The organism is Pandoraea captiosa, from assembly GCF_902459775.1.
Lineage (GTDB): Bacteria > Pseudomonadota > Gammaproteobacteria > Burkholderiales > Burkholderiaceae > Pandoraea > Pandoraea captiosa.
In genome coordinates, this window is record NZ_CABPSQ010000002.1 from 1,129,208 (window position 1) to 1,154,387 (window position 25,180).

The 25,180-nt window shown below is 62.5% G+C and carries 21 protein-coding genes and 1 other RNA gene; 19 read left to right on the plus strand and 3 right to left on the minus strand.

Going from position 1 to position 25,180, the window contains the following annotated elements; genetic code table 11:
* The first annotated feature begins 165 nt into the window (after positions 1-165).
* From PCA31118_RS10285 to PCA31118_RS10325, 9 genes are all read left to right on the plus strand, one after another.
* Positions 166-810, plus strand: coding sequence for a DUF502 domain-containing protein (locus PCA31118_RS10285; protein ID WP_044454192.1), 645 nt, complete (start codon positions 166-168; stop codon positions 808-810).
* Positions 811-856: 46 nt separating this feature from the next.
* Positions 857-2,659, plus strand: coding sequence for an aspartate--tRNA ligase (gene aspS, locus PCA31118_RS10290; protein ID WP_150625090.1), 1,803 nt, complete (start codon positions 857-859; stop codon positions 2,657-2,659).
* A 298-nt stretch (positions 2,660-2,957) separates the two neighbouring features.
* The gene (gene nudB, locus PCA31118_RS10295) at positions 2,958-3,422 is read left to right on the plus strand and encodes a dihydroneopterin triphosphate diphosphatase (protein ID WP_150625091.1); all 465 of its coding nucleotides are present in this window, start codon (positions 2,958-2,960) and stop codon (positions 3,420-3,422) included.
* Between the two features lie 51 nt (positions 3,423-3,473).
* Entirely contained in the window at positions 3,474-4,631 is a 1,158-nt protein-coding gene (clsB, locus tag PCA31118_RS10300) for a cardiolipin synthase ClsB (protein WP_150625092.1), read from the plus strand.
* A gap of 247 nt (positions 4,632-4,878) precedes the next feature.
* Positions 4,879-5,472 (plus strand): TetR/AcrR family transcriptional regulator, encoded by a 594-nt coding sequence (locus PCA31118_RS10305; RefSeq protein WP_150625093.1) that lies wholly within the window; start codon positions 4,879-4,881, stop codon positions 5,470-5,472.
* A 48-nt stretch (positions 5,473-5,520) separates the two neighbouring features.
* The gene (locus tag PCA31118_RS10310; protein WP_150625094.1) at positions 5,521-7,308 is read left to right on the plus strand and encodes an acyl-CoA dehydrogenase C-terminal domain-containing protein; all 1,788 of its coding nucleotides are present in this window, start codon (positions 5,521-5,523) and stop codon (positions 7,306-7,308) included.
* Positions 7,309-7,325: 17 nt separating this feature from the next.
* A complete protein-coding gene (locus tag PCA31118_RS10315) occupies positions 7,326-9,770 on the plus strand; it encodes a 3-hydroxyacyl-CoA dehydrogenase/enoyl-CoA hydratase family protein (RefSeq protein ID WP_150625095.1) in 2,445 nt (814 codons plus the stop codon).
* Positions 9,771-9,787: 17 nt separating this feature from the next.
* Positions 9,788-10,987 (plus strand): acetyl-CoA C-acyltransferase, encoded by a 1,200-nt coding sequence (locus tag PCA31118_RS10320; RefSeq protein WP_150625096.1) that lies wholly within the window; start codon positions 9,788-9,790, stop codon positions 10,985-10,987.
* 230 nt (positions 10,988-11,217) lie between these two features.
* Positions 11,218-11,985, plus strand: a complete 768-nt coding sequence (locus tag PCA31118_RS10325; RefSeq protein WP_150625097.1) for an enoyl-CoA hydratase — start codon at positions 11,218-11,220, stop codon at positions 11,983-11,985.
* Positions 11,986-12,214: 229 nt separating this feature from the next.
* On the opposite strand, the gene PCA31118_RS10330 is transcribed toward PCA31118_RS10325, so the two are convergent.
* Complete coding sequence (locus PCA31118_RS10330) at positions 12,215-12,634, minus strand: acyl-CoA thioesterase (RefSeq protein ID WP_150625098.1); 420 nt, start codon at positions 12,632-12,634, stop codon at positions 12,215-12,217.
* 142 nt (positions 12,635-12,776) lie between these two features.
* Between PCA31118_RS10330 and PCA31118_RS10335 the strand changes: the two genes are divergently transcribed.
* From PCA31118_RS10335 to PCA31118_RS10365, 7 genes are all read left to right on the plus strand, one after another.
* A complete protein-coding gene (locus PCA31118_RS10335; RefSeq protein WP_150625099.1) occupies positions 12,777-14,690 on the plus strand; it encodes an ABCB family ABC transporter ATP-binding protein/permease in 1,914 nt (637 codons plus the stop codon).
* A 230-nt stretch (positions 14,691-14,920) separates the two neighbouring features.
* The gene (locus tag PCA31118_RS10340; protein WP_150625100.1) at positions 14,921-15,877 is read left to right on the plus strand and encodes a LysR family transcriptional regulator; all 957 of its coding nucleotides are present in this window, start codon (positions 14,921-14,923) and stop codon (positions 15,875-15,877) included.
* Between the two features lie 191 nt (positions 15,878-16,068).
* A complete protein-coding gene (locus tag PCA31118_RS10345; RefSeq protein ID WP_044454211.1) occupies positions 16,069-17,355 on the plus strand; it encodes a Glu/Leu/Phe/Val family dehydrogenase in 1,287 nt (428 codons plus the stop codon).
* 162 nt (positions 17,356-17,517) lie between these two features.
* Positions 17,518-18,441, plus strand: a complete 924-nt coding sequence (locus PCA31118_RS10350; protein ID WP_150625101.1) for a glutamate/aspartate ABC transporter substrate-binding protein — start codon at positions 17,518-17,520, stop codon at positions 18,439-18,441.
* Between the two features lie 105 nt (positions 18,442-18,546).
* Positions 18,547-19,287, plus strand: a complete 741-nt coding sequence (locus PCA31118_RS10355) for an amino acid ABC transporter permease (protein ID WP_044454215.1) — start codon at positions 18,547-18,549, stop codon at positions 19,285-19,287.
* Entirely contained in the window at positions 19,287-19,967 is a 681-nt protein-coding gene (gene gltK, locus PCA31118_RS10360; RefSeq protein ID WP_150625102.1) for a glutamate/aspartate ABC transporter permease GltK, read from the plus strand. The genes PCA31118_RS10355 and gltK overlap by 1 nt, the downstream gene beginning before the upstream one ends.
* Positions 19,964-20,689, plus strand: coding sequence for an amino acid ABC transporter ATP-binding protein (locus PCA31118_RS10365; protein WP_039396149.1), 726 nt, complete (start codon positions 19,964-19,966; stop codon positions 20,687-20,689). The genes gltK and PCA31118_RS10365 overlap by 4 nt, the downstream gene beginning before the upstream one ends.
* 139 nt (positions 20,690-20,828) lie before the next feature.
* Here the strand turns inward: PCA31118_RS10365 and PCA31118_RS10370 are convergent, their stop codons facing one another.
* Positions 20,829-21,659, minus strand: a complete 831-nt coding sequence (locus PCA31118_RS10370; protein WP_039396153.1) for a class II glutamine amidotransferase — start codon at positions 21,657-21,659, stop codon at positions 20,829-20,831.
* Positions 21,660-21,862: 203 nt separating this feature from the next.
* Here PCA31118_RS10370 and pyrC point away from each other — a divergent pair, with 203 nt between their 5' ends.
* The 3 genes from pyrC (at position 21,863) to rnpB (ending at position 24,357) form a co-directional block, all read left to right on the plus strand.
* Positions 21,863-22,900, plus strand: a complete 1,038-nt coding sequence (gene pyrC / locus PCA31118_RS10375) for a dihydroorotase (RefSeq protein ID WP_150625103.1) — start codon at positions 21,863-21,865, stop codon at positions 22,898-22,900.
* A gap of 2 nt (positions 22,901-22,902) precedes the next feature.
* On the plus strand, positions 22,903-23,859 hold the full coding sequence (locus tag PCA31118_RS10380) for a DUF3025 domain-containing protein (protein WP_246190159.1): 957 nt from the start codon (positions 22,903-22,905) through the stop codon (positions 23,857-23,859).
* A gap of 88 nt (positions 23,860-23,947) precedes the next feature.
* Positions 23,948-24,357: RNase P RNA component class A (gene rnpB, locus PCA31118_RS10385), an RNA gene on the plus strand.
* A gap of 71 nt (positions 24,358-24,428) precedes the next feature.
* Here the strand turns inward: rnpB and PCA31118_RS10390 are convergent.
* On the minus strand, positions 24,429-24,851 hold the full coding sequence (locus PCA31118_RS10390) for an OsmC family protein (RefSeq protein WP_044454225.1): 423 nt from the start codon (positions 24,849-24,851) through the stop codon (positions 24,429-24,431).
* Between the last annotated feature and the right edge of the window lie 329 nt (positions 24,852-25,180).

Here is a 25,180-nt window from a genome sequence, read left to right on the forward strand (position 1 = left end):
GGCGGTGTGTCGCATTGAGTCGCACAGCGCCGCACCGAACCGAATTGCAGCACCTGGCATGCCGGGCTCGATGCCAGACATGTCATCAGTAACCGATAGTATTCAGTAACACTTTCAAGTTTTGCCCCGCTGACCCAGTCGCCGCCCACATTCGCGAGTCCTGCCATGAGCGTCAAAAAACCGGCGTTGAAGACGATTTTCCTTACCGGCCTGCTGGTGCTGGTGCCCCTGGCCATCACGCTTTGGGTGCTGGGCCTGATCATCGGTACGATGGATCAGACCCTGTTGCTGCTGCCCGACGAGTGGCAGCCGTCGCGCCTGCTTGGCATGCGCGTGCCGGGCTTCGGCGTGGTGGTCACGCTCGCGTTCGTGTTCGTGGTCGGGCTTCTGGCGCATAATTTCATCGGTCAGAAGCTGGTCGGCTGGTGGGAAGCCATTCTGACGCGCATTCCCATCGTTGGACCCTTGTACGGTAGCGTCAAGCAGGTCTCCGACACCTTGCTCTCGAGCAGCGGCAACGCGTTTCGCAAGGCGTTGCTCGTGCGTTATCCGCACGGGGAATCCTGGACCATCGCCTTCCTGACCGGCGCGCCGGGCGGCGATGTGGTCAATCACTTGCAGGGCGAGTACGTGAGCGTCTATGTCCCGACGACGCCGAATCCGACGTCAGGCTTCTTCCTGATGATGAAGGCGAGCGACGTCATCGAACTCGACATGACGGTCGATGCCGCACTGAAGTACATCGTATCGATGGGCGTGGTGGCGCCCGCCCACAACCCGCGCCAGCAACGTCCCGGCCCGCTCCTGTGAGCCACGGGATCTGTCGACGCCATTTTTTGAAAATCGGAACAGCAAAATGTCCATGCGTACCTCCTACTGCGGTCTGGTGACCGAGCAACAACTGGGCCAAACGGTCAAGCTTTGTGGCTGGGTCAATCGCCGCCGTGATCACGGCGGGGTCATCTTCATCGACCTGCGCGATCGCGAGGGTCTGGTGCAGGTCGTGTGCGATCCGGACCGCGCAGAGATGTTCAAGGCCGCCGAAGGCCTGCGCAACGAGTTCTGCGTGCAGATCACGGGCCTCGTGCGCAGCCGTCCGGCCGGCACCGAGAACGCCAACCTGACGAGCGGCAAGATCGAAGTGCTGTGCCACGAGCTCCAGGTGCTCAACCCGTCGGTCACGCCCCCGTTCCAGCTCGACGACGAAAACCTCTCGGAAACCACGCGCCTCACGCATCGCGTGCTGGACCTGCGTCGTCCGCAGATGCAATACAACCTGCGCCTGCGTTACAAGGTGGCGATGGAAGTGCGCAAGTATCTCGACGCGCAAGGCTTCATCGACATCGAAACGCCGATGCTCACGAAGAGCACCCCGGAAGGCGCACGCGACTATCTGGTGCCCTCGCGCGTGAACGCCGGCATGTTCTTTGCGCTGCCGCAATCGCCGCAGCTGTTCAAGCAGTTGCTGATGGTGGCCGGCTTCGATCGCTACTACCAGATCACCAAGTGCTTCCGCGACGAAGACCTGCGCGCCGACCGCCAGCCGGAATTCACGCAGATCGACTGCGAAACCTCGTTCCTCTCGGAGCAGGAAATCCGCGATCTGTTCGAGAACATGGTGCGTCACGTGTTCAAGGAAGCCATCAACGTCGAGCTCGACGCCAAGGTGCCCGTCATGGAATACGCCGAAGCCATGCGTCGTTTCGGCTCGGACAAGCCTGACCTGCGCGTGAAGCTCGAATTCACCGAGCTGACCGACGTGATGGCCGACGTGGACTTCAAGGTGTTCTCGGTGCCGGCAACGACCGAAGGCGGTCGTGTGGTCGCCCTGCGCGTGCCGGGCGGTGCGGAGATCTCGCGCAGCGAAATCGACGCCTACACCGACTTCGTGAAGATCTACGGCGCGAAGGGGCTGGCCTGGATCAAGGTCAATGAAGTGGCCAAGGGCCGCGACGGTCTGCAAAGCCCGATCGTGAAGAACCTGCACGACGCCGCCATCGCCTCGATCCTCGAGCGCACCGGCGCGCAAGACGGCGACATCATTTTCTTCGGTGCGGACAAGGCCAAGGTCGTCAACGACGGTATCGGCGCGCTGCGTCTGAAGATCGGTCATTCGGAATTCGGCAAGACCCATGGTCTGTTCGAAGCCGGCTGGCGCCCGCTGTGGGTCGTCGACTTCCCGATGTTCGAGTACGACGAGGAAGATGCCCGCTGGGTGGCTTGCCACCATCCGTTCACGAGCCCGAAGGACGAGCACATCGATTACCTCGAGACCGATCCGGGCAAGTGCCTGGCAAAGGCCTACGACATGGTGCTCAACGGCTGGGAAATCGGCGGCGGTTCGGTCCGTATCTTCCAGGAAGAGGTGCAGAGCAAGGTGTTCCGTGCGCTCAAGCTGGGTGAGGAAGAAGCCCGTGCGAAGTTCGGCTTCCTGCTCGATGCGCTGCAATACGGTGCGCCCCCGCACGGCGGTATCGCGTTCGGCCTGGACCGCGTCATCACCATGATGGCCGGCGCCGATTCGATCCGCGACGTGATCGCCTTCCCGAAGACGCAACGTGCGCAGGATCTGCTCACGCAAGCGCCGTCGCCGGTGGACGAGCGTCAACTGCGCGATCTGCACATCCGTCTGCGTCAGGCCGAAGCGCCGAAGGCGTAAGGCTGTTGGACGTGCGTACGCCGGGCGCTCTCCCGTCGTCGCACGCCGAATGTCGCATGCAGGATGCAAGCCCCCTCTGCCGTCTCCGGCGAGGGGGTTTTGTTTTTCGGGACTTCCCTAATGGTGGCCGAAGCGACGGACTCGGCGGCGCACCGAGCGGTTGGCGATCCCTGTGCCGCAACATGGCGCATGCCCTATACAATGCATCATCGTTGCCGTCGCTCCTGTCGACGGCATTGCCGTAATCGTCGCAATCGTCGCAATCGTCGTAATTGCCGTCATGAACCCGGTCACCTGCATGAAGCCTTTCAAGATCCCCGAATCCGTGCTCGTCGTGATCTACACGCCGGCCCTCGACGTGCTGCTCATCGAGCGTGCCGATGCCGGGAATTTCTGGCAGTCGGTCACCGGGAGCAAAGACCGGCTCGACGAGCCGCTGATCGAGACGGCCACGCGCGAGGTCTTCGAGGAGACGGGTATTCGCGTGGCGAACGGCACGCCCGTGCCCGAGGAGTCGCTCACCGATTGGCATCATCAGATTCAATACAACATCTATGAGCGCTGGGCGCACCGCTACGCGCCCGGCGTCACGCGCAATACGGAGCACTGGTTCGGCCTGTGCGTGCCGGAAGATACGGTCGTGACGCTCTCGCCGCGCGAGCATGTCAACCACGTCTGGCTACCCTGGCAGGAGGCGGCGGCGCGGTGTTTCTCGCCGTCGAATGGCGATGCCATCCGGCAGTTGCCTTTGCGTGTTCGCTAGATATTCATTGAGTATCCACCAGACATTCATTAGTTGTCCGAATCAGCGTCGATGAGCAAGTACCTGCCGTTTTCACACGACAACCAACTGACGCTGCTCTATCTCGGTGAGAACTACTTTACCGAGCTCGTCGACGCCATCGACAAGGCTACGCATGACGTTGCGCTCGAGACGTATATCTTCGAAGCGGACGAGGCCGGTGAGAACGTGTCCGCCGCATTGAGGCGTGCGGCCGAGCGTGGCGTCAGGGTGCGGGTGATCACGGACGGTGTGGGCACGAGCCGACGTCTGCCCTACATCGAAGGGTGGCACGAGAGCGGCGTGATGCATCGCGTCTACAACCCGCATCTGTTCGGCAAGTTCGGCTTTTCCCGCACGCATCGCAAGATTGCCATTGTCGATCATGAGGTGGCGTTCGTGGGTGGCATCAACGTCATCGACGATTACAACGGCGGCGGTGGCGTGCGCATGGACGAGCCGCGCTGGGATTTTGCGGTGCAATGCCGCGGGCCTGTCGTTGCCGAGGTGGTGATGGCCTTTCACATCCAGTGGCGGCGTCTTGCCCCCGGTTACCTCGGCACGCCGTTTCGTCATCGGCGGCGTGGGCGACGCGGGCGTTTGCACGCATCGTATGCCGGTCAGGCCGCCTTCGTCGCGCGCGACAATCTCCATAATCGCCGGGCGGTCGAGAAAGCCTATCTGATGGCGCTGGGGCGCGCGCGTCACGAGGTCTGGCTCGCGAATCCGTACTTCGTGCCCGGGCGTCGGCTGCGACGTGCGCTCACGCAGGCGGCCAGACGCGGCGTGGCGGTGCATCTGCTCATCGGACGCAAGGAGTTCCGTCTGCTCGATACGGCCGTGCCCTGGCTATACGCGAAGCTGCTCGCCGCCGGGGTGCGCATTGGCGAGTACGACATGCGGCAACTGCACGGCAAGGTGGCCGTGGTCGACGATGTCTGGGCGACGGTCGGATCGTCGAATCTCGATGCACTGTCCCTGTTTCTGAACCACGAGGCGAACGTGGTGGTGCTCGACGACCCTGTCGTCATCCAACTGCGCGACCACATCCGCGCGGCGTTTGCCGAGGCGCGTCAGATCGACCCGGCCCGTTATGGCGAGCGTTCGCGCTGGCGGCGCTTTCGGCAGTGGGCGGCCTACCGCGTCTATCGTCTTGTGATGAAGGTACTCACACGCGGCAAGTACGACTGACGCGCCGTTCTCCGGCGGACTCCCGTCGTTTCCTCTTGTTTCGCGTAGTTTCAGTCCGCTTTCGTCCGTTTTCTCTGCGTTTTCCGTCCTTTCCGCGCGGGCTCGGTGCCCGCCTGTCTTCAATACCGATTAGGTATTCCGGTCTAATAAATTCCTTGTTACCCCATGGGCGTTTCCCAATAATAGGACGGCCGTTCGATTTTTTGGTTAGCATCGAGGAACGGACAACCAAAGCGATGCAGAACATATGCGAAAGGGTGAACAGACACGAGCCGCGATCCTGAACGCCGCGCTGGAATTGGCGGGGCGCGACGGGCTTGAGGGGCTGACGATCGGCTTGCTGGCCGATCGCATGCAAATGAGCAAAAGCGGCGTCTTCGCGCACTTCGGATCGCGCGAGGATTTGCAGATCGAAGTGCTGATGGAGTACCACCGGCGTTTCGAAGAAGAGGTGTTCGCTCCCAGCATGGAAGCGCCGCGCGGCTTGCCGCGACTCAGAGCGCTGGTGGATCGCTGGATGGACAAGCGTATTCGCGAAGTTACGACGGGGTGCATTTATATCAGCGGCGCCGTCGAGTACGACGATCGCGCAGCCAGTCCGGTGCGCGAAGCCTTGGTGAGGAGTGTGCGGCTGTGGCGATCGGCCCTGCTGCGCGCGATTACGCAAGCGAAGGAGGAGGGACATCTGCGCGCGGATACCGATCCGCGTCTGATGCTCTTCGAAATGTACAGCCTGACACTCGGCCTGCATCACGACGCGCGCTTCCTTCGGGAACCCGGCGCCGTCGACATGACCCGGGTGGCATTGGAAAAACTGATTTCGTCTTATCAGCGCGGGTAAGGCGCGAGCCGTCCGCGATTCGATTCGATTTGTTCGGAGGAGTAGGTCATGGGACAGTACAACGCGCCGCTGCGCGACATGCAATTCGTGATGCACGAACTGCTGGGCGTGGAAAACGAATTGAAGGCGATGCCGAAGCACGCGGACATCGATGCCGACACCATCAACCAGGTGCTGGAAGAAGCCGGCAAGTTCTGTAGCGAAGTGGTGTTCCCGCTCAATCAGGTGGGCGACCGCGAGGGCTGCAAGTACGAAGGCGACGGTGTCGTGACCACACCGACCGGCTTCAAGGAAGCCTATCAGCAATACGTCGAAGCCGGCTGGCCTTCACTGGCCTGCGATCCGGAATTCGGCGGTCAGGGCCTGCCGCAGGTCGTGAACAACGCGCTGTACGAAATGCTGAACTCGGCCAACCAGGCCTGGACGATGTACCCCGGCCTGTCGCATGGCGCTTACGAGTGTCTGCATGCGCACGGCACTCCCGAACAACAGGCCACCTATCTGCCGAAGATCGTGTCGGGCGAATGGACCGGTACGATGTGCCTGACCGAGCCGCACTGCGGCACCGATCTGGGCATGCTGCGCACGAAGGCCGAACCCAACGGCGACGGTTCGTACGCCATCTCCGGCACCAAAATCTTCATCTCGGCGGGCGAGCATGACATGGCCGCCAACATCGTTCACCTCGTGCTGGCACGTCTGCCGGATGCGCCCCCGGGCACCAAGGGCATCTCGCTGTTCGTCGTGCCGAAGTTCATCCCCGACGCCAATGGCGCACCGGGCGAGCGCAACGGTATCAAGTGCGGCTCCATCGAACACAAGATGGGTATCCACGGCAATGCCACCTGCGTGATGAACCTCGATGGCGCCAAGGGCTGGCTCGTCGGCGAACCGAACAAGGGCCTGAACGCCATGTTCGTGATGATGAACGCCGCGCGTCAGGGCGTTGGCATGCAGGGCATGGGCCTGACCGAAGTCGCTTACCAGAACTCGCTGGTGTACGCGAAGGAGCGTCTCCAGATGCGCTCGCTCACGGGGCCGAAGGCACCGGACAAGCCGGCCGATCCGATTATCGTCCACCCGGACGTGCGTCGCATGCTGCTCACGCAAAAGGCCTACGTGGAAGGCGGTCGCGCCTTCTCGTACTGGACCGCGCTGCACATCGACAAGGAACTGTCGCATGGTGACGAGGCGCAGCGCAAGGAAGCGGCCGATCTGGTCGCGCTGCTCACGCCGATCATCAAGGCGTTCCTCACGGACAACGCTTTCGAGTGCACGAACCACGCCATGCAGATTTACGGCGGCCACGGTTTCATCTCCGAGTGGGGCATGGAGCAGTACGTGCGCGACGCGCGTATCAACATGATCTACGAAGGCACCAACTCGATTCAGGCGCTCGATCTGCTCGGACGCAAGGTGCTCGGCGACATGGGCGCGAAGCTCAAGAAGTTCGGCAAGCTCGTGCAGGACTTCGTCGAAGCCGAAGGCACGAAGGAAGAGATGCAGGAGTTCATCAACCCGCTCGCGGACATCGGTGACAAGGTCCAGAAGCTGACGATGGAAATCGGCATGAAGGCGATGGCCAATCCGGACGAAGTGGGTGCCGCATCCGTGCCGTACCAGCGCGTGGTCGGTCACCTCGTGTTCGCCTACTTCTGGGCGCGCATGGCACGCATCGCGCTCGACAAGCAGGACAGTGGCGACAAGTTCTACGCGTCGAAACTCGCCACGGCGCGCTTCTATTTCGCCAAGTTGCTGCCGGAGACCGCGTCGCAAATTCGCATGGCCCGTGCCGGTGCGAAGACGCTGATGGAAGTCGACGTCGACCTGTTCTGAGAGCGGAGGAGATCACTGTGAGCCAAACCAACAAACCCCTGGTCGTACGCAAGGTCGCCGTGCTCGGCGCCGGCGTGATGGGCGCGCAAATCGCTGCGCACCTCGTCAATGCGAAAGTGCCCGTCGTGCTGTTCGACCTGCCGGCCAAGGAAGGTCCGAAGAACGGCATCGTCACGCGCGCTGTCGAGGGCCTGAAGAAACTGAGCCCTGCGCCGTTTGCCGACAAGGCCGACGCGCAGTACATCGAAGCGGCAAACTACGAAGACGACCTCGAGAAGCTCGCCGGCTGCGACGTGGTGATCGAAGCGATCGCCGAGCGCATGGACTGGAAGCACGACCTGTACAAGAAGGTCGCGCCGCATCTGGCCAAGCACGCGATTTTCGCGTCGAACACCTCCGGCCTGTCGATCACCGAACTCTCCGAAGGCTTCGACGCCGATCTGAAGTCGCGCTTTTGCGGCGTGCACTTCTTCAACCCGCCGCGCTACATGCATCTGGTCGAGCTGATCCCGACCGCGACGACCGATCCGGCCATCCTCGATCAACTCGAAACGTTCCTCACGTCCACGCTCGGCAAGGGTGTCGTGCGAGCCAAGGACACGCCTAACTTCATCGCCAACCGGGTTGGCGTGTTCTCGATTCTGGCGGTGTTCGCCGAAGCGCAGAAGTACGGCATTCCGTTCGACGTCGTGGATGATCTGACGGGCAGCAAGCTCGGTCGCGCCAAGTCGGCCACGTTCCGCACGGCCGACGTGGTCGGTCTGGACACGATGGCGCATGTCATCAAGACGATGCAGGATGGCCTGAAGGACGATCCGTTCGCACCGACCTACGCCACGCCGCCCGTGCTCAAGGCGCTGGTGGAGAAGGGCGCGCTGGGGCAGAAGACGGGCGCGGGCTTCTACAAGAAGGAAGGCAAGGTCATCAAGGTGCTCGACCCGCAGTCGGGCGAGTACGTCGAGTCGGGCAAGAAGGCCGACGAAATGGTGGTGCGCATTCTGAAGAAGGCGCCGGCCGAGCGTCTGCGTCTGCTGCGCGAATCGACCAACCCGCAGGCACAGTTCCTGTGGGCGGTGTTCCGTGACGTATTCCATTACATCGGCGTGTATCTGGAGCAGATCGCCGACAACGCCCGCGAGGTCGACTTCGCGATCCGTTGGGGCTTCGGCTGGACGACGGGGCCGTTCGAGGACTGGCAGGCCGCCGGCTGGAAGGACATTGCCCAGTGGGTGCAGGAAGACATCGACGCGGGCAAGGCGCTGTCGAGCGCACCGCTGCCCAAGTGGGTCACGAGCGGCAAGGTGGCCGAGGCGGGCGGCGTGCACACGGCGCAAGGGTCGTACAACCCGGCCAAGGATACGTTCGTGCCGCGCAGCACGCTGCCGGTGTACCAGCGTCAGGTGTTCCCGGCTTCGCTCGTGGGCGACGCCAGCGCCGATCCGCGCAAGTTCGGCAAGACCATCGAAGAGAACGATGCCGTGCGTCTGTGGGTCGACGAGACCCCGGGGCAGGACGATGTCCTCATCGTCTCGTTCAAGACGAAGATGAACACCATCGGGCCGGACGTCATCGACGGACTGACGCGCGCCATCGATCTGGCGGAGCAGCAGTATCGCGGCGTGGTCGTGTGGCAGCCGACGTCGCTCAAACTCGGTGCGCCGGGCGGTCCGTTCTCGGCGGGCGCCGATCTGGAAGCGGCCATGCCCGCGTTCATGATGGGCGGCGCCAAGGGCATCGAACCGTTCATCAAGAAATTCCAGGACGGCATGATGCGCGTGAAATACGCGCAAGTGCCGGTGGTCAGCGCCGTGTCCGGCATTGCGCTGGGCGGCGGCTGCGAACTGCTGCTGCATAGCGCCAAGCGTGTGGCGGCGCTCGAGAGCTACATCGGGCTCGTGGAAGTCGGCGTCGGGCTCGTGCCGGGCGGCGGCGGTCTGAAGGAAGCGGCGATCCGTGCGGCCGAAGCGGCCACCGCAGCCGGTAGCGTCCAGTATCTTCAGTTCGTGACGAAGTCGTTCACCAACGCTGCGATGGCGAAGGTCTCCGGTTCGGCCATCGACGCCCGCGACATGGGCTATCTGAAGCCGTCGGACACCATCGTCTACAACGTGCATGAGCTGCTGTCGGTCGCGCGCAACGAGGCGCGCGCCTTGTCGCTCGCCGGCTATCGTCCGCCGCTCAAGCCGGCCGGCATTCCGGTGGCGGGTCGCTCGGGCGTGTCGACGATCAAGGCCTCGCTCGTGAACATGCGCGACGGCAACTTCATCTCGGCGCACGATTTCCTGATCGCCTCGCGCATTGCCGAAGCCGTGTGCGGCGGCGATGTGGAAGCGGGCAGCCTCGTGAACGAAGAGTGGCTGCTGGCGCTCGAGCGTCGCGCCTTCATCGAACTGCTGGGCACGTCGAAGACCCAGGAACGCATCATGGGCATGCTGCAAACCGGCAAGCCGGTGCGCAACTAAGCCGATCGGAGACTGACATGAGCAAACAATTGCAAGACGCCTACATCGTTGCCGCCACCCGTGCGCCGATCGGCAAGGCGCCCAAGGGCAGCTACAAGAACACGCGTCCGGACGATCTGCTCGCGACCATCCTCAAGAGCACGCTGTCGCAGGTGCCGGATCTGGATCCGAAGGTCATCGAAGACGCGATCATCGGTTGCGCCATTCCCGAAGCCCAGCAAGGTCTGAACGTCGCCCGCATCGGCGCGCTGCTCTCCGGGCTGCCGAACACGGTGGGCGGTGTCACGGTCAACCGCTTCTGTGCCTCGGGCCTCACCGCACTGGCTATGGCCGCCGACCGCATTCGCGTGGGCGAAGCCGACGCGATGATCGCGGGCGGCATCGAAAGCATGAGCATGGTGCCGATGATGGGTAACACGCCGTCGCTCTCGCCTTCGATTTTCGAGCGTGACGAGAACGTGGGCATCGCCTATGGCATGGGACTCACCGCCGAGAAGGTCGCGCAGCAGTGGGGCGTGACCCGTGAAGCGCAGGACGCCTTTGCGCTCGCCTCGCACCAGAAGGCCATCAAGGCGCAGCAAGCCGGCGAGTTCACGAACGAGATCACGCCGATCGAGATCGTCGAGCGCTTCCCGAATCTGGCGACGGGCGAAGTGTCGATCAAGACGCGTACGTTGTCGCTCGACGAAGGCCCGCGTCCGGATACGTCGATCGACGGGCTGGCCAAACTGCGTCCGGTGTTTGCCAACAAGGGCTCGGTCACGGCCGGTAACAGCTCGCAGACGTCCGACGGCGCCGGCGCGCTGCTGGTGGTGAGCGAAAAGATCCTCAAGCAGTTCAACCTCACGCCGCTCGCCCGCTTTGTGTCGTTCGCCGTGCGCGGTGTGCCGCCCGAGATCATGGGCATCGGTCCGAAGGAGGCGATCCCGGCGGCGCTGCGTGCCGCAGGGTTGAGCCAGCAGGATATGGACTGGATCGAACTGAACGAAGCGTTTGCTGCGCAGGCGCTCGCCGTCATCAAGGATCTGGATCTGGACACGAGCAAGGTGAACCCGATGGGCGGCGCGATTGCACTCGGCCACCCGTTGGGCGCTACCGGTGCCATCCGTGCCGCGACGGTGGTGCACGCGCTGCGTCGCCACAACCTGAAGTACGGCATGGTGACGATGTGCGTGGGCACGGGTATGGGCGCCGCGGGCATTATCGAGCGCATGTAAGCCGGATCCAATCGGCATTCGGGCATCCGTGATCGATTTTTGATAGGCGTTGGCCCGGTGCAGGGCCGACACTACGAGTGCCGACGGCTCAGGACGCCGGGGCGCGGTTTCGCAAATGCGTGGCTGCCCCCGGCGTTGTCATGTGGATGGATGAGGCTGTGCGGGTCGCGTCACCACCGGGACGACGCACACAGCCGACCAGACGAGTGGATCGCGAGGAGACACAAACGATGGAAGACGTATTGGTACAGCGTCAGGGCGCCGTGCAGGTGCTGACGTTCAACCGCGCTCACAAGAAGAACGCGATTACCGCCGAGATGTATCAGGCGCTCGCCGACGGCATCGCACAGGCAGAGGACGACGCCTCGTTGCGCGTGGTGCTGATTCAGGGGCAACCCGACGCCTTCTCGGCAGGCAACGATCTCGAAGACTTCCTGAAGAACCCGCCGAAGGACGAGAGCGCGCCGGTGTTCCAGTTCCTGCGCGCCATCAGCCAGGCGAGCAAGCCGATCGTGGCCGCCGTGGCCGGCAACGCGGTGGGGGTGGGCACGACGCTGCTGTTGCACTGCGACGTGGTCTACGCGGCAGATTCGGCGAAATTTTCGCTGCCTTTCTCGCAACTGGCGTTGTGTCCGGAAGCGGCGTCGAGCTGGCTGTTGCCGCGCGTGGCAGGGTATCAGCGTGCGGCCGAGAAGCTGCTGTTCGGTGAGCCGTTCGACGTGAACGAGGCCGTGGCGATGGGCTTCGTCAATCGTGTTCTGCCCGCCGCAGAAGTCTTCGACTACGCTGCGAAGCGCGCGGCGCAACTGGCCGCAATGCCGGCCGGGTCGCTGCGTGTGACCAAGCAACTCATGAAGGCAGACGGCGCGCGCGACGTACAGGCGCGTATCGGAGAGGAAGGCGTGGAGTTCGCGAAACGTCTGCTCTCGCCCGAGGCACGAGAGGCGTTTACGGCGTTCTTCGAGAAGCGAAAGCCGGACTACAGCCAGTTTTCGTAAGGCATAACGCAACCAGGCCGCAACGCCATAGCGCGACGCCGAATGTCCGGCAGGGGCGCATGCATCATGTGAGACCCGCGAGAAGACAAACGCCGCCGCCTCGACTCCGAGGCAGCGGCGTTTTTCGTTGCGCGGCAAGGTGCCCCAAGCCGTTGCCAGGTGTTGCCAGGTGTTGCCGGATGTTGCCGGGTGGTGCAGGGTGGTGCAGGGGGGCGGTAAGCCCTGCGACTCAGCTGACGACGTCGAGCTTGGGCAACTGGCGCGGGCGACGGTCTTCGTCGGTGGCCACGTACGTCACCATCGCTTCGGTGACTTTGACGATCTCATGCGACAGGCGCATGCGCTGAGCGTAAGCCTCGACGTAGACGGTGATCGACGTGTTGCCCGTTTTTACGATCGTCGCGTAGAAGCTGAGCAGATCGCCGACGAACACCGGCTCCTTGAACAGGAACGAGTTCACGGCAATGGTCGCGACACGGCCGTTGGCGCGTTGCGCCGCGGGAATCGAGCCCGCGATGTCAACCTGCGACATGATCCAGCCGCCGAACACGTCGCCGTGGGCGTTGGCGTCGGCCGGCATCGGCATCACGCGCAAGGCCAGTTCTTTTTCTTCGGGCAGGGCCGTGAGGGCCGGGGTCGGGGTGCTCATGAGGATCCTTGGTAGCGCGGGAGAGCCAACCGGCGTCGGTCCAGCCGAGGGTTCAGCATGGGACGCCGGGTTCTGCGAAAATACGTCATTACCGATTCTAGCGGAAAGCCCTCATTCGAGCCGGACGCCGCCACACCCCACCATGAGACGTTTCACTCCGGCCGAGCCTGCGCCGGCGGCCTCCGGCGCGCCCAACGGCGGCAAACCGCCGCGCGGCGACTGGCAGGTCATCAAGTCGCTGTTCCCGTATCTGCTCGAATTCAAGGGCCGCGTCGCACTCGCGCTCTCATGTCTGATTCTGGCGAAGGTCGCCAACCTCGGCGTGCCGGTCATCATGAAGCACATCGTCGATGCGCTCGGTCCCGTGGCGTCGCTCTCGGCGACGGCGCGCGCCGCGAACGATCCGAGCCTGATCGTCGTGGGCGGTCTCGGCCTTCTGGTGATTGCCTACGGCATCGTGCGTCTGTCGACGTCGCTCTTCACCGAGCTGCGTGAAATCCTGTTTTCGAAAGTCACGGAAAGCGCCGTGCGCCAGATCGCGCTCAAGGTCTTTCGCCACCTGCATGCGCTGTCGCTGCGCTTCCATCTGGAGCGGCAGACGGGCGGCATGAGCCGCGACATCGAGCGGGGCACCCGAGGCATCCAGTCGATGATCTCGTACTCGCTCTACAGCATCTTGCCGACCCTCATCGAAGTGAGTCTGGTGCTGGGCTTTTTCGTGGTGCGTTATGAAGCGTTCTACGCCATCGTCACGCTCGTCGCCCTTGTGTTTTACATCGTCTTCACGGTGAAGGTCACGCAGTGGCGCACGCACTTTCGCCGCACGATGAACGAACTCGACTCGAAGGCCAACGCACGCGCCATCGACTCGCTCATCAACTACGAGACGGTGAAGTATTTCGGCAATGAGGCGTTCGAGACCCAGCGCTACGACGAGAACCTGAAACGCTATCGCGCCGCCGCGATTCGTTCGCAGAACTCGCTCTCGGTGCTGAACTTCGGTCAGCAGGCCATCATTGCCACCGGCCTCATTCTGATTCTCTGGCACGCCACGCAGGGCGTGATGAGCGGGCGCATGACGCTCGGCGACCTCGTGCTCGTCAATACGTTCATGTTGCAGCTCTACATTCCGCTGAACTTCCTCGGCGTGATCTATCGTGAGCTGAAGCAGGCGATGACGGACATGGATCGCATGTTCACCCTGCTCGACGTCAATCGCGAAGTCGCCGATCCGCCCGGTGCGCAGCCCCTCGTGTGCAGCGGCGGCACCGTGCGTTTCGATCATGTGAATTTCGGCTACGAGCCGTCTCGCCAGATTCTGCACGACGTCGATTTCACCATTGCAGCGGGGACGACGACGGCTGTGGTGGGGCATAGCGGCTCGGGAAAATCGACGCTCTCGCGCTTGCTTTTCCGCTTCTACGACGTGGGCTTTCCCGGTGTGGAAGGCGGTCGCATTGCTATCGACGGGCAGGACATTCGCGATGTCACGCAGGACTCGCTGCGTGCGGCGATCGGCATCGTGCCTCAGGACACCGTGCTGTTCAACGACACGATCTACTACAACATCGCCTACGGGAATCCGTCGGCTTCGCGCGAGCAGGTGATTGCCGCAGCGCGCGCCGCACACATCCACGACTTCATCGAAAGCCTGCCCGCCGGTTACGAATCGATGGTCGGCGAGCGCGGGTTGAAGCTCTCCGGCGGCGAAAAGCAGCGGGTGGCGATTGCGCGCACCATCCTCAAGAACCCGCATATTCTGATTTTCGACGAAGCGACGTCGGCGCTCGACTCGCGCTCGGAGCAGGCCATTCAGACGGAGCTTCGCAACATTGCCCGCGAGCGCACGACGCTCGTCATTGCGCATCGTCTGTCGACCGTGGTGCACGCGGCGCAGATCATCGTGCTCGACAAGGGGCGTATCGTCGAGCGAGGCACACACGATCAACTGCTGCGCGCCGAGGGGCTCTATGCGCAGATGTGGGCGCTGCAGCAACAGCGTCGCGGCGGAGAAGGGGACGCCGAGGCCTCGCACTTTGCGACAGTGGTGTCGTGATCGCCGGGGCCCTTCGGCGGGAATCCACGTCGCGGATTGCCGTCACGGGGTCCCGGCGAATGACGAACGCAGGCCTGTCGTGCGTGCGCACGATTGCGTAGACTAGCGCGCTGACGGAGGCGATATTGCCCTGGGGCACATCGCCGTTCCGAACTGACGGTACTGATGGTTCCGATGGCACTGACGGCACCGATCATGCCCCAATCGACCGGCCTTGGCGGGAGCACCGCATGGAAATCAAATGGCTTGAGGACTTCGTGTCGCTCGCCAAGACGAACAGTTTCAGCCGCTCTGCGGAATTGCGTCATGTGACGCAGCCGGCGTTCTCACGTCGCATTCAATCGCTCGAAGCGTGGCTCGGCAGCGAGCTCATCGATCGGTCGAGCTACCCAACTCGCCTCACGCCCGCAGGCGAGGTGTTCTACGAGCAGGCGCTGGCATTGCTGGCGCAGGCGCAGGAAGCGCGCGCGCTGCTGCGAGAACAACGCTCAGCAGACCACTCGGTGATCGATTTCGCCGTGCCGCATACGCTCTCCATGACCTTTTTCCCGCGCTGGCTGAAGCTGCTGGAAAAGCGCATGGGCCTGTTGCGCACGCGTTTGCGCGCGCTCAACGTGCACGACGCGGCCATGTCGCTCACCGATGGCGGCTGCGACTTGCTGATGTGCTATTACCATCCGAGCCAGCCGTTGCAGCTCGACGCTGCGCGCTACGAGATGATCGTGCTCGGCAGCGAGCGCTTCAGTCCCTACAGCGCGCCGACCCCGCAGAAGCGGGCACGATTCAAGCTGCCCGGTACCCCTGAAGCGCCCGTGCCGTACCTGGCCTATACGTCGAACGCCTATCTCGGGCGCATGGCGGACCTGCTGGTGGGCGATGTGGCGAGCCGCCCGCATCTGGACAAGGTTTACGAGACGGACATGGCAGAGGCGCTCAAGGCGATGGTGCTTGCCGGGCATGGCGTGGCATTTCTGCCGGAGAGCGCGGTGATCGACTCGGTCGCGCGCGACGAGCTCATCGATCTGGCGCCGTCCGGCAAGGCGTCCACGCCGTGGCATCTGGACATGGAGATCCGCCTGTACCGCGACCGTCTTGCCCACGCGGACGCCAGCAATCGGCGCGAGCGTACCAAGCGCGACGTGGTCGAAGCGTTCTGGCAGGCGGTGCGGGATCAGGTGAAGGGCTGACGGCTGACGGTCCGAAGGCCTCGCCGGCATGGCAGGCTTTGCGGGCCCGGCGCAAAACTATGCAGAAAATGCATAGATGCATGTTTATTCGGCATTGGATTGTTGTTTGCGGTTCTTTGTAAAGTGCGAGCCATTCGTGTCGCTGGCGCGGTGTGTGCCGGCGGTGCAGATTGAAGCCGGAGAATCCAACGATGTCTCAAACGTCACATGCCTTGCCTTCTTACCTCGACGCCGAACACCTCGGTCCGTGGGGTAACTACCTTCAACAGGTCGATCGCGTCACCCCCTATCTCGGTTCGCTCTCGCGCTGGGTCGAAACCCTCAAGCGCCCGAAGCGTATCCTCGTGGTCGACTGCCCGATCGAGCTCGACAACGGCACCATCGCCCACTTCGAGGGCTATCGCGTTCAGCACAACACGTCGCGCGGCCCCGGCAAGGGCGGTGTGCGTTTCCATCAGGACGTGACGCTGTCCGAAGTCATGGCGCTGTCGGCCTGGATGTCGGTCAAGAACGCTGCGGTGAACGTGCCTTACGGCGGCGCCAAGGGCGGTATCCGTGTCGATCCGCGCAAGCTTTCGCGCGGCGAACTCGAGCGTCTCACGCGCCGTTACACCAGCGAAATCAACATCATCATCGGGCCGACGAAGGACATTCCGGCGCCGGACGTCAACACCAATGAGCAGATCATGGCGTGGATGATGGATACCTACTCGATGAACGAGGGTTCCACGGCCACGGGCGTGGTGACCGGCAAGCCGATCTCGCTGGGTGGCTCGCTGGGCCGTCGCGAAGCGACCGGTCGCGGGGTGTTCGTGGTGAGCTGCGAAGCGGCCCGCCGTCTGGGCATGGACGTGCGCGGTGCGCGCGTGATCGTGCAGGGCTTCGGCAATGTGGGCGGTATCGCCGCGCGCCTGTTCGCGGAAGCCGGTGCCCATGTCGTGGGCGTGCAGGATCACACCGGCACGATCTACAAGTCGGACGGTCTCGATGTGCCGAACCTGCTCAAGCACGTGGCCGAGACCGGCGGTGTGGGCGGCTTCCCGGCGGCCGAGGCGATCAAGGACGACGAATTCTGGTCGCTCGACTGCGAATTCCTGATCCCGGCGGCGCTGGAAAACCAGATTACCGAGAAGAACGCCGACAAGATCCGCGCGAAGGTCGTGGTTGAAGGCGCCAATGGCCCGACGACGACGGCTGCGGACGACATCCTGCGTAGCAAGAACATTCTCGTCGTGCCGGACGTGGTCGCCAACGCCGGCGGCGTGACCGTGTCGTACTTCGAGTGGGTTCAGGACTTCTCGAGCTTCTTCTGGACGGAGGAAGAGATCAATCACCGTCTGGAGCGCATCATGCGCGAAGCATTCGACGGCGTGTGGCATGTCGCACAGGAACATCAGGTTTCCTTGCGTACAGCGGCATTCATCGTCGCGTGTACCCGCATTTTGCAGGCGCGCGAAATGCGCGGTCTGTACCCCTGATCCGGTAACGCTTGCAGGTAAGTAGTAATACGCATTAGTGCGTAAAAAGGAATGTTCGGGGCGAGTTACGTCAAAAAAGACGTCCGTTCCGAACATTCGAGAATAAAAAAATGGGCAAATGCAGTGCTAAAATGCACTGGTTTTTGCCAAGGAGACCAAGGAATGACCCTCTCAAAAATTGCGTTGGCGATGTGCTGTGTTGGCCTGATGGCAGGTGCTGCTCAGGCTCAGGAAGCGGGTACTCTCAAGAAGATCAAGGACACGGGCGTCATTTCGCTGGGGCACCGCGAATCGTCGATTCCGTTCTCGTTCTATGACAACCAACACAATGTCGTGGGCTATGCCAACGACGTGGCTCAGGCGATCGTTGCCGAAGTCAAGAAGGAACTGAAGCTGACGAAGCTCGAAGTCAAGCAGACGCCGATTACGTCGCAGAACCGCATTCCGCTGGTCCAGAACGGCACGATCGACATCGAGTGCGGTTCGACCACGAACAACGCGGATCGTCAGAAGCAAGCCGCGTTCTCGAACACGTTCTTCATCATCGGCACGCGTTTGCTGACCAAGAACACTTCGGGCGTGAAGGATTTCGCAGACCTGAAGGGTAAGAACGTCGTCACGACGGCTGGCACCACGTCCGAGCGTCTGCTGCGCGAGATGAACCAGAAAGAAAATCTGGGCATGAACATTATCAGCTCCAAGGATCACGGCGAAGCTGCGATCACGCTGCATTCGGGCCGTGCGGTGGCGTTCATGATGGATGACGCCCTGCTCGCCGGCGAGCGCGCGAAGTTCAAGGATGCGAAGGACTACAGCATCGTGGGCAAACCGCAATCGTACGAAGCCTACGGCTGCATGATGCGCAAGGACGATCCGGCCTTCAAGAAGGTGGTGGACAAGGCTGTTGCGGATTACCAGAAGTCGGGTCAGGCACAGAAGGATTACGCGAAGTGGTTCCAGCAGCCGATCGCCGCACTGGCTCAGAATAACCAGCCGGGGCCGAATATGGACTTCCCGCCGTCGGCTGAAATGGCCGCACTGTGGAAAGCGCCGAACGACAATGCTGACGTCCAGGGCACCAAGTAAGCCGACAGGCGTATTGGTTTGCCAGGCGTAAGTACGTAATGCTGAAGCGGAAGGAGTCGATCCTTCCGCTTCTTTTTAAGCAAGACAAGTAGAAAAGGGGAGATCATGGCTCTCGGTCTCGATTTCAGTTTTTTCTTCCAGCCGGTGGCTACCGGCGAGAACACCACCTACTTCGGGTGGGTGCTCTCGGGCCTCAAGCTCACGCTTGAAGTCGGCCTCGGCGGCTGGATCATTGCGCTTATCGTCGGCTCCGTGCTCGGCGTGATGCGTACCATTCCAAACAAATGGATTTCCGGATTCGCGGCGGCTTACGTCGAACTGTTCCGGAACATCCCGCTGCTCGTGCAGTTGTTCTTCTGGTACTACGTGGCCCCCGACTTCCTGCCCGAAGCGGTTCGTCAGTGGCTGTTCTCGCTCAACCCGTCGAACGTCTCGCTGCTCACCGGTGTGGTGGGTCTCGGTCTCTTTACGGCGGCGCGTGTGTGCGAACAGGTGCGCTCCGGGATCAATTCGTTGCCGAAGGGCCAGAAGAATGCCGGTCTTGCGATGGGGCTGACGCTCCCGCAAACGTATCGTTTCGTGCTTCTGCCGGTGGCCTTCCGTGTGGTGATCCCGCCGATCACCTCGGAATTCGTCAACATCTTCAAGAACTCGGCCGTGATCTCGACCGTGAACTTGCTGGAACTGACGGGTCAGGGCAAGCAGCTCATCGATTACACGGCCCATAGCTACGAGTCGTTCATTGTCGTGACGATCGCTTACATGATCATCAACATCGCGGTGCTGGTGCTCATGCGCTTCATCGAAGCCAAGACCCGCCTGCCGGGCTACATCGGGGGCAAATAATGGGTGAGATCTTCGCATGGGGCGGCGCCATCGACGCGATGCCGCTGCTCATCAAGGGCATGGTGACCACGCTGCAGATCACGGCGCTGGCCGTGGTCGTCGGCATCATCTGGGGCACGCTGCTCGCGATGATGCGTCTGTCGGGCGTTGCGCCGCTGAAATGGTTCGCGGATCTGTACGTGAACGTGTTCCGCTCGATCCCGCTGCTGATGGTGCTGCTGTGGTTCTTCCTGATCGTGCCGCAGGTGCTGCGTTCGTTGCTGGACGTGCCGCCGACGTGGGACATCCGGATGGTCTCGGCGCTGGTGGCCTTCTCGCTGTTCGAAGCAGCGTATTATTCGGAAATCATCCGCGCCGGTATCCAGAGCGTGTCGCGTGGCCAGATGTCGGCTGCCTTCGCGCTGGGCATGTCTTACTGGCAGGCGATGGGCCTCGTGGTGCTGCCGCAGGCGTTCCGTAACATGGTGCCGTTGCTGCTCACGCAGGGCATCATTCTGTTCCAGGATACCTCGCTCGTGTACGCGATCGCCTTGTCCGATTTCTTCGGTATGGCGTACTCGGTCGGTCAGCGTGACGGCACGCTGCCTGCCATGATTGTGTTTGCCGGAGCGATCTACTTTGTGATCTGCTTCACGGTTTCGATGTTGGTTAAACGTCTTCAAAAGAGGTTGGCGAAATGATTACCCTGAAAAACGTCTCCAAGTGGTACGGCCAGTTCCAGGTGCTCACGGACTGCTCCACTGAAGTCAAGAAGGGTGAAGTCGTGGTGGTGTGCGGCCCGTCGGGTTCGGGCAAGTCCACGCTCATCAAGACCGTCAACGGTCTGGAGCCGATCCAGCAAGGCGAGATCATCGTCGATGGCACGTCGGTCGCCGATCCGAAGACGAACCTGGCCAAGCTGCGCTCGCGCGTCGGCATGGTGTTCCAACACTTCGAACTGTTCCCGCATCTGTCGATTACCGAAAACCTGACGCTCGCACAGGTCAAGGTACTCGGTCGCAGCAAGGAAGCTGCGCGCGACAAGGGGCTCAAGCTGCTCGAGCGCGTGGGCCTGAAGGCGCACGCTCACAAGTTCCCGGGGCAGCTCTCGGGCGGTCAGCAGCAACGTGTGGCGATCGCCCGTGCCCTGTGCATGGACCCGATCGCCATGTTGTTCGACGAGCCGACCTCGGCGCTCGACCCGGAAATGATCAACGAAGTGCTCGACGTGATGGTCGAACTGGCTCAGGAAGGCATGACCATGATGGTGGTCACGCACGAAATGGGCTTCGCCAAGAAGGTGGCCAATCGCGTGATCTTCATGGATCAGGGCATCATCGTCGAAGACGATCAGAAGGACGAGTTCTTCGCGAACCCGAAGTCGGACCGCGCCAAGGACTTCCTGGCCAAGATCCTGCACTGATCGGCCGTCGCGACGCCGGTGTCATCGACGTCGCCGGCTGCGGAATGAAGAAAGCGTGCCTTCGGGCACGCTTTTTTTGTGTCTTGCCGTAGTGATGTGGGTCGCGTCGGCCTTGTCAGCGTTACTGGTGCTACTGGCGTTACTGGCAGGCGGTGTTCTGCGCATTGCGCAGGCGCACGGCTTCTGGAATCGGCACGACCGTGCGCAGCGTCGGCGCGCCTTTCTCGAACAGGATCAGTTCGCCCGGCTCGAAGGTCGTCCAGACTTCGTTATCGGTGAGGGGGGCCGTGGCGATTACGGCGACCCGATCGGCCGGCGTGGTGAACTTGGCGAAGTCGATTTCCCAGTCGGCGTCGATCAGATGCGCCTTGGTGAACGGCCACTGACGGGCAATGAAGTGCAGCCGGGTCGAGCAGTGCGCAATCAGCGCCTGACCGTTCGAGAGCACGAAGTTGAACACGCCATGACGGGTGATCGTGCGCGTGATGTCTTCAACGGCGTGAAAGAGCTCGTCGAGCGGCGGCTGCGAGCCGGGGAAGCGCTTGCGCAGCCCCTGCATGATGTCGCAGAAGGCCCGCTCGCTGTCGGTCGTGCCGACCGGCTGGTAGACGCCGGAGAGGAACGGATCGTAATCGTGCAGATCGCCGTTGTGAGCGAAGATCCAGTGGCGTCCCCACAATTCGCGCTGGAACGGATGGCAATTCTCCAGCTCGACGATGCCCTGCGTCGCCTTGCGGATATGGGCGATGACGTTCTTGGACTTGATCGGGTACTTCTTCACCAGTTCGGCGATGGGCGAGTTGGCTGCGGCCTGATGATCGATGAAGAGGCGGCAGGCCTTGTCCTCGAAAAATGCGATGCCCCAGCCGTCGGCATGGTGATCCGTGCCCCCCCCACGCGCCGCAAAACCGGTAAATGAGAACGTGATGTCGGTCGGTTCCGCGCAATTCATTGCGAGCAGTTGGCACATGGGGCGGGCAAATCGATGATTGGCTGCGCACGTCGTGTTGGAGCGCCGCAACCGTTACAATATGGGGTTACAGAAGCATAGCACCGGCCTCTGTGCACGTACATTCCCGCCCAGGCAGTCCGTCGCGTCGATGCGTCACCCGTTCGCATCGCGCAGCCACGAACGCATGGGCCAGCCGTCCCTCCAGCCCCCGGAAAACGCTCATGACCACCCAATTGACTATCACCCGTCCCGACGACTGGCACTTGCACGTGCGCGATGGCGCCGTGCTCAAGAGCGTGCTGCCCGACAGCGCCCGCCAGTTCGGCCGCGCGATCATCATGCCGAACCTGAAGCCGCCGGTCACCACGACCGAGCATGCCGCGGCGTATCGCGAGCGCATTCTCGCGGCGCGCCCGGCGGGCAATACGTTCGAGCCGCTCATGACGCTGTACCTCACCGACAACACGCCGGCAGAGGAAATCCGTCGCGCGAAGGCCTCGGGCTTCGTCCACGGCGTGAAGCTCTATCCGGCTGGCGCCACCACCAACTCGGACGCCGGTGTGACCGATCTGGCCAAGTGCCGCGGTGCGCTCGAGGCAATGCAGGAAGTGGGCATGCCGCTGCTCGTGCACGGGGAAGTGACGAGCGCCGACATCGATATCTTCGACCGCGAAAAGGTGTTCATCGACAAGGTGATGTCGCCGCTGCGTCGCGATTTCCCGGGGCTGAAGGTCGTGTTCGAGCACATCACCACGAAGGACGCCGCCGAGTACGTCGCCGAAGCCGCCGGCCCCATTGCCGCCACGATCACCCCGCACCATCTGCTGTACAACCGCAACGCCATCTTTACGGGCGGCATCCGCCCGCATTACTACTGCCTGCCGGTCCTCAAGCGTGAAACGCATCGTGAAGCGCTCGTGAAGGCGGCCACCTCGGGCAGCCCGCGCTTCTTCCTGGGCACCGACAGCGCCCCGCACGCGCGTGGCGTGAAGGAAGCGGCCTGTGGTTGCGCCGGCTGCTACACCGCGCTGCACGCGGTGGAGCTTTACGCCGAGGCCTTCGACAACGCGGGGGCGCTCGACAAGTTCGAAGCGTTTGCGAGCTTCCACGGACCGGATTTCTACGAACTGCCGCGCAATGCCGACAAGATCACGCTGGTTCGCGAACAGTGGGAATTGCCGGCCGAACTGCCGATGGGCGACGCCACCGTCGTGCCGCTGCGCGCGGGCGAAGTCATCGGCTGGAAGCTCAAGGACTGACGTTGCATCGCGTATTGCCGTGGGGCGAGATCGACGACGTCGCTGAAGTCCTGGCGTCCCGCGAGGTTCATGCATCCATGTCGTTGATGGCGTCCACCCGAACGCTCGGTTCGCCCGGTTCACCGGGGGCGGGGACGGGCGTCATCGATGCGCCGACCGGCTTGCCGGACATCGACTGGCGCGCGCCATGGTTCGAGGCCGTGGCGGCATACGGGCAAAGGGCATTGGCCTGCGACGACTGGCGGCTCGCCCTGTCGACGCAGGCCGATGCCGCGCAATTGGCGACTGGCCAGGGACAACCGCTGCGCTTCGTCGCCCAGGAGAACCTGCCCGTTGCCACGGCCTACGAGGCGTTCATCGCGGCAACGGGTGGTGTGCCGACACGCCGCAATCTCCATGACTTCTTCAATGCGCTGATCTGGCTGACGTTCCCGCGCGCCAAGGCCGCGCTCAACGCACGTCAGGCCGGGGCAATCGCGACGGACGGCGTGCAGGCCACCCGTGGCGCCACGCGCGACGCGGCCACCCTGTTCGATGAGAACGCCGTCCTTTTCGCTTGTAGCGAGCCGTCGCTGGGGGAGGCCCTGCGGGCATTCGACTGGCATACGCTTTTCGTCACGCGACGCGCCGATTGGGGGCGCGCCTGCGAAGTCCAGGCATTCGGCCATGCCTTGCTGGAAAAGCTCGTCTCGCCTTACAAATCGGTGACGGCGCACGCCTGGATCGTCGACGTGCCGCACGACTATTTCGACGCGCCGCCGCTGCAGCGGCGTCGGTGGCTCGACGAACGCATCGCACCGCCGCTGATGTCGGCGCCGCTCTCGACGCGTCAATTTGCCCCGCTGCCGGTGCTGGGTATTCCGGGCTGGTGGTCGGCGAATGAGGATCCCGCCTTTTACCGGGACGCATCGGTCTTTCGGCCGGGGCGCAGGGAAAAGTCCGCGGCAAACGCGCGGTAAATGCGCGGTAAGCGGGCGGTAAGTGGGCGGTAGGGTCGGCAGGGCGCTTAGGCAGCGAGGCAGGGGGCCGTGATACACTTCGGCCCGCAGAGTCGGCCAGACAATCGCCGCCTCCTTTCGGGGAGGGGGAGGAAAGTCCGGACTCCACAGGGCAGGGTGATGGCTAACGGCCATCCGTCGCGAGACGCGGAACAGGGCAACAGAGAACAGACCGCCGATGGCCCCTGGCGCAAGCCGGGGGATCAGGTAAGGGTGAAACGGTGCGGTAAGAGCGCACCGCGGCGTGCGGCAACGCACACGGCACGGTAACCTCCACCCGGAGCAATTCCAAATAGGCAGGTGAGCGGCATGCGCCTCGTGCGTGTGCCGGCAACGGGGCCCCCGGGAGCCTGCGGGTAGGAAGCTTGAGCGGCGCAGTGATGCGTCGCCTAGAGGAATGGTTGTCAGGCGCGGCGCGAGTCGCGTTCACAGAATCCGGCTTATCGGCCGGCTCTGCATCCCAACAAAGTGCAAAAGGCTCCCATCGGGAGCCTTTTGTCTTTGCGCCGCCGTGACAAAGCGGTAGGCATTTAGCCTTCGACGATCTCGACGCTGTGCGTGAGCTCGGCCGTCTTGGCGAGCATGATCGACGCCGAGCAGTACTTGTCGTGCGACAGATTGACGGCGCGCTCCACGGCGGACGGGTTCAGATTGCGACCCGTGACGGTGAAGTGGAAGTGGATCTTCGTGAAGACCTTGGGGTCTTCGCTGGCGCGCTCGGCCTTGAGCGTCACGCTGCAATCCTTGATGTCTGCGCGGCTCTTCTTGAGAATCATCACGACGTCGTAAGCGGTGCAGCCGCCAGTACCGACCAGCAGCATTTCCATCGGACGCGGCGCCAGGTTGTTGCCGCCGCCTTCCGGGGCTCCGTCCATCGCGACCATGTGCCCGCTTCCCGTCTGTGCGACGAAGGACATGCCGCCCGGGCCCATCCAGCTAACCTTGCATTCCATATTTTGAAACCCCGATATCCCATTCAAGCAAAAATTGTAGCGGCTTCCTCGAACCTGCGTACGATGCCGCCGCGAACCCGGACATCCGCGATTTGCGGGCAGAGTTGCTGCATCGCAATATTGGCGCTTTTTTGATCGGGTTTTCAGGGGGATAAACCCTAAATTTGGATTTTGGGCACTGATTGAGGTGACTTCGAGTTGCTATAAATCCAGGTAACATATTGATTATCAAGAAATTTATGGGAATTTCTGTCCAATCTCGTTATTTCATAATGTGGTGTTGCATTTCGCACTATAAATTTTCTTGCGTTGCACCATCTCGTTTGCTA

Coding starts and splice junctions, on each gene's coding strand:
- gltK (WP_150625102.1), top strand. CDS start 19,287: ATGGGTGAGATCTTCGCATGGGGCGGCGCCATCGACGCGATGCCGCTG.
- PCA31118_RS10350 (WP_150625101.1), top strand. CDS start 17,518: ATGACCCTCTCAAAAATTGCGTTGGCGATGTGCTGTGTTGGCCTGATG.
- clsB (WP_150625092.1), top strand. CDS start 3,474: ATGAGCAAGTACCTGCCGTTTTCACACGACAACCAACTGACGCTGCTC.
- PCA31118_RS10355 (WP_044454215.1), top strand. CDS start 18,547: ATGGCTCTCGGTCTCGATTTCAGTTTTTTCTTCCAGCCGGTGGCTACC.
- PCA31118_RS10310 (WP_150625094.1), top strand. CDS start 5,521: ATGGGACAGTACAACGCGCCGCTGCGCGACATGCAATTCGTGATGCAC.
- nudB (WP_150625091.1), top strand. CDS start 2,958: ATGAAGCCTTTCAAGATCCCCGAATCCGTGCTCGTCGTGATCTACACG.
- PCA31118_RS10325 (WP_150625097.1), top strand. CDS start 11,218: ATGGAAGACGTATTGGTACAGCGTCAGGGCGCCGTGCAGGTGCTGACG.
- PCA31118_RS10390 (WP_044454225.1), bottom strand. CDS start 24,851: ATGGAATGCAAGGTTAGCTGGATGGGCCCGGGCGGCATGTCCTTCGTC.
- PCA31118_RS10285 (WP_044454192.1), top strand. CDS start 166: ATGAGCGTCAAAAAACCGGCGTTGAAGACGATTTTCCTTACCGGCCTG.
- PCA31118_RS10340 (WP_150625100.1), top strand. CDS start 14,921: ATGGAAATCAAATGGCTTGAGGACTTCGTGTCGCTCGCCAAGACGAAC.
- PCA31118_RS10335 (WP_150625099.1), top strand. CDS start 12,777: ATGAGACGTTTCACTCCGGCCGAGCCTGCGCCGGCGGCCTCCGGCGCG.
- PCA31118_RS10345 (WP_044454211.1), top strand. CDS start 16,069: ATGTCTCAAACGTCACATGCCTTGCCTTCTTACCTCGACGCCGAACAC.
- PCA31118_RS10305 (WP_150625093.1), top strand. CDS start 4,879: ATGCGAAAGGGTGAACAGACACGAGCCGCGATCCTGAACGCCGCGCTG.
- aspS (WP_150625090.1), top strand. CDS start 857: ATGTCCATGCGTACCTCCTACTGCGGTCTGGTGACCGAGCAACAACTG.
- PCA31118_RS10320 (WP_150625096.1), top strand. CDS start 9,788: ATGAGCAAACAATTGCAAGACGCCTACATCGTTGCCGCCACCCGTGCG.
- PCA31118_RS10370 (WP_039396153.1), bottom strand. CDS start 21,659: ATGTGCCAACTGCTCGCAATGAATTGCGCGGAACCGACCGACATCACG.
- pyrC (WP_150625103.1), top strand. CDS start 21,863: ATGACCACCCAATTGACTATCACCCGTCCCGACGACTGGCACTTGCAC.
- PCA31118_RS10365 (WP_039396149.1), top strand. CDS start 19,964: ATGATTACCCTGAAAAACGTCTCCAAGTGGTACGGCCAGTTCCAGGTG.
- PCA31118_RS10330 (WP_150625098.1), bottom strand. CDS start 12,634: ATGAGCACCCCGACCCCGGCCCTCACGGCCCTGCCCGAAGAAAAAGAA.